Here is a 15,004-nt window from a genome sequence, read left to right as displayed (position 1 = left end):
CCTCTGCCGGTACGCCCATCGCATCAGCAACCTGAAGCGCAGTTGATGGTGTCCCGGTTCGAGGGAGCAGACCGCAACCTGTTAGAACGAGGGAAAGGCCTACAGCGAAAGCTGCTCTGTACATCATGTTCACCTTGATACTTCGAGCCTCCAGGCCGCCGTGGTTTGGCGATCCGGCTTTGGCTATCAGGGATGTGGTTGGGGGGCGTGCAGATCGAAGGCTAAGGAAGTCTTAGTATATGAGCAAGCGAAATCTAAGAATCTCTTAGCCTTTTGGGGCTATCAGATGTCAGTTCTTGCGAAGCGGCTAAAGGAGGCACGTGGAGCCGCAGGCTTGTCTCAAGAGCGATTGGGCATCCTTGCAGGGCTCGATCCGATGTCGGCGAGTGCACGAATGAACCAGTACGAAACAGCAAAGCATGCGCCCAACATTTCAGTAGTCAGGCAGATTGCCGCGGTCTTGGATTTGCCTGAGGCCTATTTCTATGCGGAAGAGGACGACTCTGCGCGTCTGTTGGTTCTGTTCCACCGCTTGCCTGAGGATAAGAGGCAAGCGGTGATGGAGTTGGCCATGAGTTTGGCGTCGTAATGCCCAAGCTCTAAGCATGCGAGCTGCTCGCATAGTCGATGTCGCTGAGCGAGTCGAATGAAAGAGCGGGCTCTTGCCAGTTTAGGGTTGCGAGATTGATATCAGGTGTCTCTTCGATCTGCCAAAACTTTGTAAGGAGCTCTATCTCTTTGGCAGTAGCCAGTGGGCCGAAGTCTAAGGAGTCGTGGAGCATTATCGGCTTGCCCACGGTTAGATAGACCTTGGTTTGGTAGCCAGGATTGTGTGTTGGGCAAAGCAGGTTTTTAGCGCTGGAGAGTAGCGTTTTCAGCATTGCAAATTCCTCGGCTTGGATCCCTTGGGACGGGGCCAGATTGGTCTGGCCTTTGTAGTCTCCAGCCTTTTTGAGAAATGCAATTCGAAGCCGAGAAGCTGCCGTCGGTATGGAGGGGGCTCGGGACAGTTCGCTTTTCTAGACGCCAATCTCCCTTAGGAAAATAAGCGAACTGTCCGGGTTAGGCTGTGCTCCGAAGAGTTCAAGATTGAACGGTCAGGCAAGTGACCGAGCCGACCGCCCTGTTGCGAGGCTGCGGCTTGGCTGGACATGTCCACGCACAGCCCATACTTGCGGGTGGTTAAGCGATGACCGCTAACGGCTGGAAGCCACTTATGGTCATGTTGCCTTACAGCTACTTGGCGACCACCAGCTCGGTAGCAATTCTTTGACCTTGCTCTGTCCGAAGCGATCATCCAGCAGGTAGACCACGCCGTGATCGGATGTGGTGCGAATCACTCGCCCTGCGGCCTGAACCACCTTCTGCATGCCGGGATAGAGATAGGCATAGTCGTAGCCATTCTCCTCACCGAACATCTGCTGCATGCGCGCTTTGACTTCTTCGTTGATCGCGTTGATCTGCGGAAGGCCGAGGGTGGCAATGAATGCGCCGATCAGACGCTTGCCGGGTAGGTCGATCCCCTCGCCAAAGGCTCCACCGAGCACGGCAAAGCCGATGCCCTCGGAGTGGATGGTAAAACTGTCGAGAAAGGCCTGGCGCTCACCTTCATTCATGCTGCGCGTCTGTACGCTGCTCGGAATTGCCGGGTACAGCGTCATGAACAGCTCGCGTACCTGCTGCAAGTAGGCATAGCTGCTGAAGAAGGCCAGGTAGTTGCCCGGAGCACTGCGGTATTGCTCGGCCATCAGCCGGCAGATCGGGGCAAGGCTGGACTCCCGGTGCTGGTAGCGCGTCGACAGATTGCGCACCACGCGCACGGTCAACTGGTCGGCCGAGAAGGGCGACTCCACATCGATCCATTGGGTTTCTTCGGGCAGTCCCAGCAGGTCCTGGTAGTACTTTGCCGGGCGCAGCGTTGCGGAGAACAGGGTGGTGGTGTGGGCATCACTGAAGCGGCTGGCGAGGAAGGGTGCCGGCACGATGTTGCGCAGACACAGCGTGGTGTGATCACCAATGGCCTGGGTGTCCTGGCGGGTGACATCGAACAGCGAGTGCGGCCCGTAGGCCTCGCTTAGGCGACAGAACAGCATGGCATTCAGATAGAACTGCAGCAGCAGACGATCCTGGCCGCTGGGGTAGTCGGTCAGGTGATCGGTGATGGCGCTGACGGCGCGCTGCAGCGCTGCCACCAGTAGGTCTGGCACGACAGGATGGATCTGATAGTCCACCTGCTGCACCTGATTGAGCTGCTCCCAGTGCCGGCTGACGCGTTGCAGTACGCTGCGCAGGCCTGAGGGCGCGATCCGGCACAGCTCATGAAACTCTTCTTGATCGAGCTCGGCGGTGTACATGCCCCGCGCGCGTTCGACCAGGTTGTGGGCTTCGTCGACCAGCACGGCCACGCGCCATTCGTTCACCTGAGCAAGGCCGTAGAGCAGGGCGCCCATGTCGAAGTAGTAGTTGTAATCGCAGACCACCACGTCGACCCAGCGACACAGCTCTTGGCTCAGGTAGTACGGACAAACCTGGTGGGCGAGGGCAATGGCGCGCACCTGCTCCTGGGGCAGCCAGCTCTGCCGCAGAGTTGCCTCGCGGGCTGCAGGCAGGCGGTTGTAGAAGCCCTTGGCCAGCGGACAGGACTCGCCGTGGCAGCTCTTGTCGGGATGCTCGCAGGCTTTGTCGCGGGCCACATGCTCCAGCACGCGTAGCGGAGTAGCGTCATTTCCTTCGCGCAGGCTGTGCAGGGCGTCCAGCGCCAGACGCCGACCGGGTGTCTTGGCCGTGAGAAAGAACAGCCGATCCAGTTTCTGGCCCGGCATGGCCTTGAGCTGAGGGAAGAGGGTGCCCAAGGTCTTACCGATGCCGGTGGTGGCCTGAGCCATGAGGGTATGGCCATCGCGTGCGCTGCGGTATACCGCCTCGGCCAACTGGCGTTGCCCACGGCGAAAATCGGGGTAGGGGAAACGTAGCGTATCCAGGTAGGTATCGCGGACTTTGCGGTGGGCTTCTTCCTGCTCCGCCCAGACCAGAAAGCGCTGACACTGTTGCTCGAAAAACTTCTGTAGATCGGCTGCGCTCGTGACTTCAATGAAGGCATTTTCGGTGTGGGTGAGCACGTTGAAGTAAACGACGGCCAGCTCCACCTCCTGCAGATCCAACTGCTGGCAGAGCAGCCAGCCATAGACCTTCACCTGTGCCCAGTGCAGAGCCCGGTGGTTGGCTGGGATGCGGCTGATATCGCCTCGGTGGGTTTTGATTTCCTCGAGACGATTGCGCTCCGGGTCGTAACCGTCGGCGCGGCCACTGACCAATAGTCCGGGGTAGCTGCCGCTCAGTGGGAGTTCGGCGAAGTAGTCAGAACCGCGCCGGCCTACTACGGTCTGGTGGCCAGCGATGCCTTCCTGAGCTGTGGGTGAGGGCGTGAAACGCAGATCGAGATCACCCTCCTTGGCGGTGAACTCGCAGAGGGCGCGTACCGCGACCGAGTACGTCATGCCGCGTCCCAGCTCACGTAACAAACCTCGACCGGAATGCCATGCTCGGCGGCAAACGCCAGCCAGCGTTTCTGGTTGTCCTGCAGACGGTCGCCCGGGCCTTTCACCTCGATCATCCGGTAGCGCTGCTCGGCTGGGTAAAACTGGATCAGGTCGGGCATACCTGCTCGGTTGGCTTTTAAATCCTGAAGCAGACGTGAAAAACAGGCCTGCAGGTGCTGCGCTGGAATGCAGTGCAGCGCCAGTTTCAGGAGCGGTTCATCGAGCACGGTCCAGAACACGAAGGGCGACTGGATGCCGACCTTTTCCCGATAGCGCTCCACGATCAATTGTGGGTAGTCGGGCTGCTGTAGGCGAGCCAGACACTCGTCGAAGAGCGCCTGGCGGCGGGGATAAAAGTCCACACTGTAGAGATCCACCGGGCCACTGTGGAACGGATGGAAGAATGCCCCCGGCACGGGCGCAAAAATGGCATCCCAGCACAGCAAGCCGAACAGACTGCACAGTAGGGTGTTCTCCATGTAGTGCACAGGAGCTTGTTCCGTACTGAAATGATCGCGTACGGCGATTTCTACGCTGCCATGCCCAGGTACGGGCAAGGTCAGCTCGATGCGTGAGGCTTCAACGACCTTAAGTCGTTTCGCCACGGGTAAGCCCAGCTTGCGCTGCAGGCGAGACAGGGCGCGCTCAAGGCGCTGACTCTCTTCGTCACTTTTTGGCATGGCACTGAATGCCAGCGCTTGTTCATGGGCATCAGCATCACGTCCCAGTTGTTCCAGCACTCGAATCTGCCGCCAGCGGGCCTGGGTGTATTCGCTGCGCTGATAAACGGTCAGCGCCTGCTCCAGCTCCCCACATTTCTCCAGGTGCTGGGCAATGTGGAACAGCTGCTTTGATTGGCGACTGCTCAGGTAAGGATTGTCAGACGAGAAACTCTGCAGGAGGGGTAAAACTGACTCAACCGCTTCACCTTCCTCGAAGCGAATTCGCAGTTCGCGCAGGTGTAGGTAGTCCTCTAGATCCTGTCGACAGCGAAAGCCGCGAGACTCAGGGCTGATAGTCACCGACTCATAGCGATAGATGCCTAGGTCTGCCAGCACGAACTCGGACCAGCCCTGAACCAAATTGCCAAAGAACATCAGACGTAGGCGGTTGCACAACTCATCAACCTGCAGGCTCAGCAGCCGATCATTCAGCGCCGGGCACCAGGCTGTGAATGGCTGGGCTGGCAAGTCCTGAGACAGCAATTGATCCAGTAGCTCGGTCTTCTTCTGTGACGAGCGCCGATCCTGCAGCGGTAGATGGGCCAGCAGCTCGTCCTTACGCAACAGGTCGGCGATTTCCAGCACAGTGAGAGGCGCCTGCTCGCTGACCCAGCCACGTTCAAGCAAGGGGAGGGCTGCAGCCTGGCAGTCGCCGATCTCGGGGTAGTCGAGCTTGCTTAGGCGAAAGTGGCAGCCACGGCGCATGATCATGCGAACCAAGAGTGCCTGTGCTCGCCACTCCACTGCCTCGAAATCGCTGACAAAGGTCAGCTCCTCCGCCGTCAGCAAGTCGGCATAACGCTCGCCTACCCAGGCGAGCGCGGTGCGGAAGTTACTGAGGTAATAGAGATCGGGAGGAAGCGCGGTGGACATGATAGCAATCACTGTATTCTTGTACAGGATTGTCCGCTTTGACGCTTGGGCGATCAACTGTCAGAGATCGGCCGGTTCTTGCCTGTTGTAATCGGCAGAAAGCGGCCAAAAGCGGCCAAAAGCGGTCAGTCAGACTGATCCCACGGCGAACGCTCAAGCGTCTGCTCCGTTCAGAAAAACCGGTTGTAGCACCTCGACTTCTAGGCCGAAGCCAACTTTCAATCTCAGCGAAAAGAAAGGGGGCTGTCGGACAGCTCTCGGGCACTTAGCGTACTTGCAGTCTGAACGGCAACGTTCCCGACCGCCGTACGAATCGCCCGACATACATGCCCGGATTCAGAAGGACCACCATCAGGTCTGAGGAGTCTCGATCGCATCGTCTAGCTTGACGACGGTCTCGAGCATGCGCCGAACGATCACGGCGTCGAACTCTTCTGCCCGATCCTCTTCATGGGTTCCCTTGTTCAGGTGGTTCCACTCAACTTTGTGCTTCTCGCTGTATCCAAGCATCTCGTCCAGATGCGGCACGGTTTCCTGGAATGCCGTCACGTCCTTCCTGTTTAGGAACTGATAGAGCCCCGTCGCCAAGCTCATGAGATCTGGGTCTCCCGGCCCCCTCATCCCGACACTTATCTGCGCCGACAGCTTCTTATTAGCAATCTTCTTCCAGAGACGGTTGAGTTCTTCTTCAAAGGCCTTCCGGATGTAACTCAGGGAGTCGCGTATACGCCCTTCTTCGTAGCTGCGGGTCGCCACCGTGAGGTAGTGGCGTGGCGAGTCGAGCTTCACGGCGATCTTCTTGGCGGCGAACGGCACGAGGAAGTCGATTCGAGTCACCGTTTCCTTGTACTTCTTCATCGGCACGGCGTTCTCGAGACGCTTCACGAAATCCTCGCCGTGGGTCGTGACGATGAGTTGCCTCTTGCCGACCTCTTCCGGATTCAAGATGAGGTCGATAATCGCGCCCCGGTGCTCATCGTCGATCGAGTTCACCACATCGTCGAATATCAGGAACGGGAGGCGGTCTCTGGTGATCTTCGCCAACAGGATCGCGAGCCCGAGGCACCGAATGTGACCTTCGCTTAGGATCTGGAGCGCGTCGCACTTGTCCCCGCTCTCGAACTCAATCTCTATCCTCTCCCCAGCGGCCGTCGGCAACTTCAGAGACTTGAGCCTGTCGGAAGGGTGGTCGTTCTTGTTGATCTCGTTGTAGAACTTCAGGGTCTTCTCGTTGAGATCCGAGGCCAAGGCCAAGGGCAATTCGGCGTTGTAGGCCAGGAGCTTCTTGCGGAACGAGGCGTAAGCAACGCTATAGCGTAGGTTTCTAGCGATTACCGGTTTCTCGGCTTCCACCTCTCTGATGAGCTCCTCGTTCTCCCGGTTGAACTTCTCGATAGCTTGCGTTGCCTCCAACGCGCTCTTCTCGTTCGCAGCGACGAGGGTCGAGATAGCAACGATTTCCTCGAGATCCTTAGAGATTACAAGGTTATCTTCCTCGAGTTTCTTGATCGCGGCTTTGGATTGTTCAACCTTTTCGTTATGGGTGGCGGTCGCGTCCTTCAGCGCCTGAAGGAGCTCTCGCTTTGCCGGTATGGCCCGGAGGAAGGTCTCGATGTTTGCCGCATCCTTGGCCTCGGAAGCCGCGGCGCTGAACGAGCCTACCTCGTGCGCTCCGACGAACCCGACAGCCGCAGCGGATGTCGGAAGCTTGGCGATTTTCGAAAGCAGGTCCCGCCAGCCGAGGTTGAGGGCATCCCGGATTTCCTTGATCCGCCCTTCGACCCTCAGGGCGGCGTCGAATTGCTTCAGCTTTTCCTCCGCGTTGCCGTACGGATCGACCGGAACAGCGAGTTGACCGTCGCGGTAGAGTTCGGAGGCGCACGCGGGACATTTGTTCTCGAACCTTTCGCGGTTCCCCAGGATCGCGTCATAGAGGTCTCGAAGAGAAAGCTGGTCCTTGAACTGGTTGAGGAACTCTTCCGACTCCGCCTTCTCTTTGATGAGCCGGAGCAGTCCGTCAGCGTCGGCTAGAATGCCGTCCGTCCCGGGATCAGTGACCGTTTTAAGGTTCTGCAGGCGGCCGATTTCGGTGTTATTCGTCTTTTGCTTGCCGCCGTTGCCTTCGGGACCGATTAGGGCGGCCTTGATCTCCTCGAGGCCCTTGCACTCCGGATATTTCGCGAGCAGGGCGGCGCCTCGCGTTTCGGCGGCTTTGGCTTTTTCCGGGAGGCCTTCGAGGATTGCCTTGTGTCCGGCGATGCCCTTCGCCCGGTCCGCGAGATCCTTCCCTTTCTTACCCGCTAAGTCCAGGTAAGACTCGAGGTTCTCGTTGAACTGCGTTGCGAACGTATTGAACTCTTCCAAGCCGAACAGCGCTGCTAGCCGCGCCTGTTGGGCTGCAGGGGTATTGGCCGCCACTCGCGCAAATCCGTCGATCCGGTTCTTTTCGATGAAGCAGAATTCGAAACTGCGGGGGTCCGCTTTTACTTGGATTCCTTTCTCCTTCACGGTGTCTCCGTACAGGACGGGTTTCGCCGACTTCCTCGATGTGGCGTTCCTGATGTAGTCCGAGACGGGGATCCGCTTCGAATCCGCTTCGTGGATCGAGGCGAGCAATCCGTATTCGAGCGCCTCACAGAGACTCGACTTTCCCGTCCCGTTCGGCCCGTAGACGAACGTGTAAGGTGTTTTGAATTCGAAAGTGTGCTTCTCAGAAAAACCCCGAAAATGCTCAACCTCCACTTTGGTAAGCCGGAGGATCTCACTCTCGTTAGCGTTCGCTTCGTCAGCCGCGATTTTGAGTACAGGAGACGCCGACTCCCCTTCGTCGACGATCAGTTTCGCCAAGACTTTCCCGCGCCGGCCTCCGGCCGCTCCGACCACCGCGATTTCGTCGAACCTCCCCAAAATCAGGTTGGCCAGTTTTTTCTCGTGTTCGGACAGAGTCGCGGCCGACATGGCCAAGAAGCGTTTGAATTCGACTAGGGACTTGGACATATCCGTTCGCTTGGCAGTTGTTATGATTATGCGGTCGGGCGCCGGCTGTCGGCGCGATGCCTCTCTATATAAAGCATTTTTGCGGAAAGTTGTGATCGACGTGTTGCATAAGATGGGCGAGGTCTTAGGCAGCTGCTTTTACCTGTAGTGGACGCGTAACCTGATACGATCACCTGTCCACTTCGGAGCAGATGCTCGAACAAAAAGGCGGTTCTCCGTCAACTCGCTCCTGCCATTGGAAGCCTAAATAGACGAGCGTTTGGATTGGGTCGTAAGTGGTCGTCAGTGAGCGACAGCTTTTGGCCGATTCTGTTGAAAAACTCGGTGTGCGACGGAGCTGCTTGTTCGGAGCCTGAAAAACGTTCAAATCGAGCGTTGCTACGTGAAATCTAAGGTAGTTCAGCCACAACGACGAGTTAGATTTCAGCGTCAGCTGCGTACTTTCGGCGGAGAAAATTGTCGAGAGAGTTTTTCAACGAAATAGGCCGGAAGCGGACGTAGGTGACGGGTCGCTGTCGGCCAGAAGCGGCCGCTCCTGGCCAGAGACAGCAGCTTGAAGGAGTCTACGAATCTATGGTCGATTCAGGGCTACCGTCCCAGGCATAGGCATGCTCAGCCTACAACTGTTCGATTCCGGCCCTCGCCTTTGGCTCGGTAGAGCGCGATATCTGCATGCTGAAGCCAGTGTTCCAAAGGTGCATGGCTGTTTATCTGAATCAGTCCAATGCTGACAGTCGATCGCAGAACACCCTGAGGGCTATCAAAGCACTCAGCAGCCCAGAGCTTTCGTAGTTCCTCTAGCAAAGCAGTGGCTTGTTGCTGGTCAGTATCTGGCATCAGCAGAACGAACTCCTCACCACCAATGCGGGCAAGCAGATCGGTACGACGGATGCGTTCTTGGCAGCGGCTGCTGAAGCGTTGCAAGACGATATCGCCCATGGCATGACCATAGCGGTCGTTGATTTTCTTGAAGTAGTCCAGATCAAAGAGGGCGAGGCATAACGCAGTCTTTTGGCGGTGGTTACGCAGCAACTCGCTTTCGGCACGTTCTGTAAAGGCGCGTCGGTTCAAGGTGCCGGTGAGAGGGTCGCGAAATGCTAGCAGGCGTAGCTCTTCTTCTAAGGATTTGCGCAGGCTAATGTCACGTATCTCTGCAACCAGGCTGCCATCATCGAGAGCTGCCACGCTGAGTTCTGCAGCGAACTGAGAACCGTCACTACGGAGTGCCCGCCGGTCTTGGGGATGACTATTGGCCACCTTCATCTGGTTTGCGAGTCCATCATCTTCCTCAAATAACGCTGTGAGCGGCTGTCCGAGCAGCTCTTTGAGTGGGCGTGAAAATAGTTCTTCTAATTTCGGATTAGCGTCGAGCACGTGCCCGTCTTTTAGAATCAGGACGCCGCCATTTGTGACACTCATAAGGCGTTCAAATCGATGAGCGCTGATTTTGGCCGTGTAAGCGTGATGCTGGCTGTCGAGTAAGGCGCGCCGCATTGTCAGCAGTGCCAAGCCAATGAGGGTGATGACCCACAATGGAACGCCAAAATTGATCGGCAATAGGTAAGACACTGAGCGTGAGTCGTCTGAGTATTCAATACCGCGAAGAAAGGTGAGAAGGGCTAGTAGTCCGCTGCAAGCCGCAACTAGAGAGTAGATTGCACTGGTACTTGAAACGAAGCGTCGAATCCCTCGGAGCTCCCGCTCTCCGGGGGCCTTCCAGAGTATTCGGCTACCAAGGCCAGACAGTAAGGCGCTAGTCGTTGAGTAAAAGGCTATGAGCAGTTCAGTATTGAAGGGGGCAACCCACCAATGCCAGAACATCAGTGTGCCGACCGCGCCTGCGCTGGCTGGGACTATCCACCAAGGAGGAGGTATATCCAGGAAGCGGAATAGCCCCATCACCACGATGGCTTCGCCGGCAATCTGCAGCGCATTGCCTATGGCAGCCAGGAGAGGAACGCCAGTAAGTATTAGGAAAAGTCCACATACAAGCGTGAGCACACCGCAAGTCCATACCCCTGGTCCGCGATATGGGCGTGAGTAGTACCACAGTGCTGTACAGCCTGCGGCACTGGCGACCATCAGGTTGATACTCAGCAGCAGTGGTGAATAGTAAAGGCCGTTCATAGCGGCGTTCCGAGCTATTTCCTGCCCAGAGTATGGAATAGATCTTCAGCAGGCGTATTCAACCTTGAAACGACGACGTGGCTGGACGATGTTCACGATGCTTTCGAGTCTTGGCGGCGGTTTCTCCACCCCAAAGGCGTTATGGGGGTATCAATTCGACTGGCCACCAGGGCGGCGGATGCGCAAACGCACTGAACCCTGTTGAGCTGCCGGGCAGGCTGAATGTATCCCTCTCGTTTATCCGACCTGCAGTGCCTATCTCTGCCAGCTCCTTACCCGGTTAGCGTCGACGCTTAGCGCGAACCAAACACTCTCAACTCATTCAGCTTACGGATATTGAGCATCCGTCAGCAGGCTTGGCTCTTGGATTCCGGTCAGGTCATGCTATTTGTGCCCGGTCTCGTGAGTAGTTGCGTCCGGATAGCTTGTCCACGTCCAGTTAATGGGCTCCAGTTGGTTCGGAGTGGTTTGGGTCTAGCATCCTCTGTTTGCGACCTTCCCATTGCAATAGAAGGGATATGGCGCAGGGGAGGATAGTCAGGGTCACTATGGTTGCAACGGCCAAACCGCCAATCACCGCGAAGGCCATAGGTCCCCAGAAGATCTGCGGTGCGATCGGGATCATGCCGAGGATTGCCGCGCAGGCTGTCAGCACGATAGGGCGTGCCCTGTGTGTCGATGCATGCACGATGGCCTCGAGTGGCGACTGGCCCGCACGGACATTGATGTCCACTTCCTCGATCAGAATGATGGCATTGCGGACGATCATGCCGACCAGGGCGATGACGCCGAGCTGTGCCACGAAGCCCATCGGTGTTCCGGTGGGCAGCATCGCCAGCACGACACCGATCAGGCCGAATGGGGCCATCGCGAGAGCGAGGAACATCCGCGAGAAGCTGCGCAGTTGCACCATCAGCAGCACACACATCACCAACGCGGTCACTGGTAGCACGGCGAACAGCGAGGCGCTTCCCTTTGCCGCTTCTTCGACTGCGCCGCCTGTTTCCACCTTGTAGCCTTTGGGCAGGTCGGCGGCGAACTGTGCGACAACGGGTGCAAGTACCTGTACCACGGTTGCCGCCTCAAGGCCTTCGCGGACATCGCCCTGGACGGTGACAAGGGGGAGGCGCTGGCGGCGCCAGACAATCGGGTCTTCGACCCCGTAGCTGAGTTTGGCGATCTGCGTCAGCGGGATGGTGTGACCTTGGGGGGTACGAATCTGCAGATTGGCAAGAGTAGCGAGGTCGGAGCGTTCAGCGATCTTGGCTCGCACAACCACATCCACGAGTCGATCCTGGTCGCGCACGGCGGTGACCGTAGTGCCAGAGAAAATGGCTGCCATGGCACTTGCGACTTCCTCGGACGAAAGCCCCAGTGCCTGTGCTTGCGTCTGATCGATCGCGACAATGACGCTGCGTTGCGGCTCACCCGACAGCAAATGTACTTCGCTGGTATCCGGGTTGGCCGAAAGCAGGTTGGCCAGTTGCCCGGCAATATCGCGCACCTTGGTCTGATCGGGGCCGGTGACGCGATATTTGAGTGGCCAGCCGACCGGCGGGCCGAGCTCTAATGGCGTTGCCCGGGCGATAAGGCCGGGGAAATCTGTCTTGAAGGTTGCGGCGAGCTTGGCCTGGAGCGCATCGCGCTGTTTGACGCCTTTGGTGAGCACAACGACTTGGGTCACGTTGTCGTTCTGCAGCAGTACCTCCATCGGCAAATAGAAACGGATCGCACCGGAGCCGATGTAGGTAGAGAACTGCTCAACGTCAGGATCGGCAGCCAGCACTTTTTCGAGCTTCAAGGCTTCCCGCTCCGTCGCCTCCAGCGACGCATTCTGTGGCAGCGTCAGGCTCACCAGAAGTTCGGGGCGGTCGGATGGCGGAAAGAACTGCTGTTCGAGATGGGTCGAGGCTCCGAGCGAGAGCACGAAGGCGGCGCCTGCCGCCGTGAGGGTGAGCGCCCGATGGCTCAGGGCCCAGGACAGGGCCCGCCCGTAAGCAGCCATGATCCGCCCGTTACTGTGGCCGTGGTTCGGCAGCGCTTTCGGCAGGATCAGGGTGCCGAGCAGTGGCGAGAACAGCACCGCGACTACCCAGGATGCCGATAGCGAGATCAGCACCACCATGAACATCGAGTAGCAATACTCCCCCGCGCTTGAGGCGGCGAAGCCGACTGGAATGAATCCGGCGATCATGACGAGCGTACCCGTCAGCATCGGAAAGGCGGTCGAGTCGTAGGCGAAGCTGGCTGCCCGTTTGAGGCTCCACCCCTCCTCGAGTTTGCCGATCATGGCCTCGACCGTGATCATCGCGTCATCGACGAGCAGGCCGAGGGCGATGATCAGGGCGCCGAGCGAGATGCGCTGCAGGCCGATTCCGCTCAGCTCCATGCCGATAAAGGTCAGCGCCAGGACGAAGGGAATCGAGATGCTGACGACCAGCCCGGCTCTGAGGCCGAGCGAGAGGAACGACACCGCGAGCACGATCGCGACTGCTTCGGCCAGCACCTTCAGGAAGCCGTTCACGGCGCCCTTGACCACAGTCGATTGGTCAGCGACCTGAAGCATCTCTATACCGTGGGGCAGCGCTGCCTTTACCTCGTCCATGCGCTCGCGCACCGCCTGCCCAAATTCGAGCAGATTGCCGCCCGCGGCCATCGATATGGCGAGGCCGAGCGCTTTCTCGCCATTGACTCGGAACTGGGGGGCCGGCGGATCGGCCGGAGTGCGTTGAACCGTGGCGAGCTCGGTCAGCGGTACGAAGCGGTCGTTTGCCCGCAGGGTCATGTTGCGCAGGCTTTCTTCAGACACAAAGCTACCGCTCACGCGCAGGGCGATCTTGTCGTCAGTCAGGCGCACCGTTCCGGCAGGGCTGACAGCGTTCTGAGCGCTCAGGGCCCTCAGTACGGCCTCCTCGTCGAGACCGTAGGCGGCGAGAAGGCTGGGTGAGAACTCGATGGCAATCTGCTCTTCTTGCGCGCCAAGGAGTTGTACTTTGCCAATGTTCGGGATGCGTAGCAGTTCCGCCCGAACACCTTCCAGGTAGTCACGCAGCTCTCGATCCGAGAAGCCCTCGGTGGTGAACCCGTAGATCTGGCCATAGGTATCGCCGAACTCGTCGTCGAAGAAGGGGCCCTGTACTCCGCTGGGGAGTGTCGCGCTGATGTCGGCCATCTTTTTGCGCACCTGGTACCAGGCGTCAGGGACGATGCGTGCTGGCGCATCGTCGCGCAGGTTGACCATGATCACGGTCTCGCCTGGGCGCGTGTAGCTGTCGAGTCGGTCGAGGTAGTGAATCTCCTCGAGCTTCTTCTCCAGGCGATCGGTCAGGAGCTTGGTTGTGTCGTCGATGTTTGCGCCTGGCCAGCGGGCGGCGACCACCATGGTCTTGATGGTGAAAGCCGGATCCTCATTGCGGCTGAGTTTCGAGTAACTCATGGTTCCGCCAATCAACGTGATTAGCATGAGAAAGAAGATCAGCGGTTTTTGCGCGATGGACCACGCCGATAGGTTGAAGCTGCCCTTGCTGTCCTGCGCGCTCATTTGGCCACCTCTGGCGCATCGTAGGCGACTTTCTGGCCGGGCCTGAGCTTGCTGACTCCTGCCGTTACGACGGCATCGCCGTCGGCGAGGCCGGACTCAACCAGCGCCTGTGTTGCCGTGTAGCGTGCGACAGTTACCGACTTACGAACGAGCTCCTTTGTAGACGGTTGAACCACAAAAACCGCGGGTTTTCCGTTCTCGCTGGTCAACGCCGAGGCAGGGAGGGTGATCAGCGCCTTGCCGGGCAGGATGATGCGCCCCGTTACCGTAGCGCCCAGCGTCATGGTGATCGGGGCGTCAGGCAGGGCGATGCGGATGCGGTAGGTACGGGTTGCCGGGTCTGCTGTCGGACTGGCGTCACGGATTGGGCCGGTCACCTTGATCGAAGGGTCTGACACAAGCGCCACTTCGACTTGCACGTCGGAGGGCACGCTGGTGTAGATCCTTTCGGACACATTGAAGATCGCGTCGCGTTCGTGCGTCGAGGACAGTTTGATCGCAGGTTGGCCCGCATCGATGACTTGCCCGGCATTGATTGACACTGCACTGACAATGGCATCGTCAGGCGCGCGGAGCTCGGTGTAGGTCAACTTATTACGTGCAGTCTGTAACGCCGTTTGGGCAACGTTGAGCTTTGCGTTCGTGGCGCGCCAGCTGGCCTCGGCCTCTTCCACCCGAGCGCGCGCGACAAACTGTTTTCCAAAGAGAGTGCGCTGCCGCTCAAGCTCTGATTTTGCCAAACCCTCTGTGGCCTCGGCGCTCTTTACTTCAGCTTCGGCGCTCAGCACCTCGTTCTGTACGTCGTTCGGGTCGAGTGTCGCCAGAACCTGGCCCCTGACGACACTCATGCCGACCTCGGCGGTGCGGGTTGCGACTCGACCGCCTATGCGAAAGCCCAGATTGGTCTCGACATTCGCCTGGATTTCGCCGGTCTGGGCTACCTGTTCGTCGATGGCGGCTGGTTTCGCGATCTGCGTGCGGACAGGGCGTGGCGGCTCCGCCGATTGCGTTTTCTCCTGGCAGCCCGTGAGGGCCAGAACCAGGGTGAAGGCACAAGTGCAGAGCAGGGAAGTCTTGAGTGGTCTCATATCAAATCTCCTCGTTCAAGGACGAGTCATGCAGAGCGCCGCACGCACTCCTGGGCAGAGCGTAGGCGTCGTTGAAATCGGTTTTGTGAAAGTGGGGCGAGCAGATCGGTTTCGAAT

Annotated in this window: 8 protein-coding genes; 1 reads left to right on the top strand and 7 read right to left on the bottom strand. The window is 58.5% G+C overall.

The window, feature by feature from the left end; translation table 11 throughout:
* The first annotated feature begins 286 nt into the window (after nt 1-286).
* Nucleotides 287-589: a helix-turn-helix domain-containing protein gene (locus A9179_RS13300; RefSeq protein ID WP_187806561.1), complete on the top strand. Its 303-nt coding sequence runs from the start codon at nt 287-289 to the stop codon at nt 587-589.
* A gap of 10 nt (nt 590-599) precedes the next feature.
* Here the strand turns inward: A9179_RS13300 and A9179_RS13295 are convergent, their stop codons facing one another.
* The 7 genes from A9179_RS13295 to A9179_RS13265 form a co-directional block, all read right to left on the bottom strand.
* Nucleotides 600-881 carry a hypothetical protein gene (locus tag A9179_RS13295; protein WP_187806560.1) on the bottom strand — a complete coding sequence of 94 codons (282 nt, stop codon included), beginning with the start codon at nt 879-881 and terminating at the stop codon, nt 600-602.
* Nucleotides 882-1,220: 339 nt separating this feature from the next.
* Entirely contained in the window at nt 1,221-3,497 is a 2,277-nt protein-coding gene (locus tag A9179_RS13290; RefSeq protein ID WP_187806558.1) for an ATP-dependent DNA helicase, read from the bottom strand.
* A complete protein-coding gene (locus tag A9179_RS13285) occupies nt 3,494-5,134 on the bottom strand; it encodes a VRR-NUC domain-containing protein (protein WP_187806555.1) in 1,641 nt (546 codons plus the stop codon). Before A9179_RS13285 ends, A9179_RS13290 begins: the two co-directional genes overlap by 4 nt.
* Nucleotides 5,135-5,485: 351 nt before the next feature.
* On the bottom strand, nt 5,486-8,131 hold the full coding sequence (locus tag A9179_RS13280; RefSeq protein WP_187806553.1) for an AAA family ATPase: 2,646 nt from the start codon (nt 8,129-8,131) through the stop codon (nt 5,486-5,488).
* A 612-nt stretch (nt 8,132-8,743) separates the two neighbouring features.
* The gene (locus A9179_RS13275; protein WP_187806551.1) at nt 8,744-10,258 is read right to left on the bottom strand and encodes a sensor domain-containing diguanylate cyclase; all 1,515 of its coding nucleotides are present in this window, start codon (nt 10,256-10,258) and stop codon (nt 8,744-8,746) included.
* Between the two features lie 439 nt (nt 10,259-10,697).
* Nucleotides 10,698-13,799: an efflux RND transporter permease subunit gene (locus A9179_RS13270; RefSeq protein WP_187806549.1), complete on the bottom strand. Its 3,102-nt coding sequence runs from the start codon at nt 13,797-13,799 to the stop codon at nt 10,698-10,700.
* Nucleotides 13,796-14,887 carry an efflux RND transporter periplasmic adaptor subunit gene (locus tag A9179_RS13265; RefSeq protein WP_187806547.1) on the bottom strand — a complete coding sequence of 364 codons (1,092 nt, stop codon included), beginning with the start codon at nt 14,885-14,887 and terminating at the stop codon, nt 13,796-13,798. The genes A9179_RS13270 and A9179_RS13265 overlap by 4 nt, the downstream gene beginning before the upstream one ends.
* Nucleotides 14,888-15,004: the final 117 nt, after the last annotated feature.

This window comes from Pseudomonas alcaligenes, from assembly GCF_014490745.1.
Classification (GTDB): Bacteria; Pseudomonadota; Gammaproteobacteria; order Pseudomonadales; family Pseudomonadaceae; genus Aquipseudomonas; species Aquipseudomonas alcaligenes_C.
This window is presented reverse-complemented; position numbering and strand designations above follow the sequence as displayed.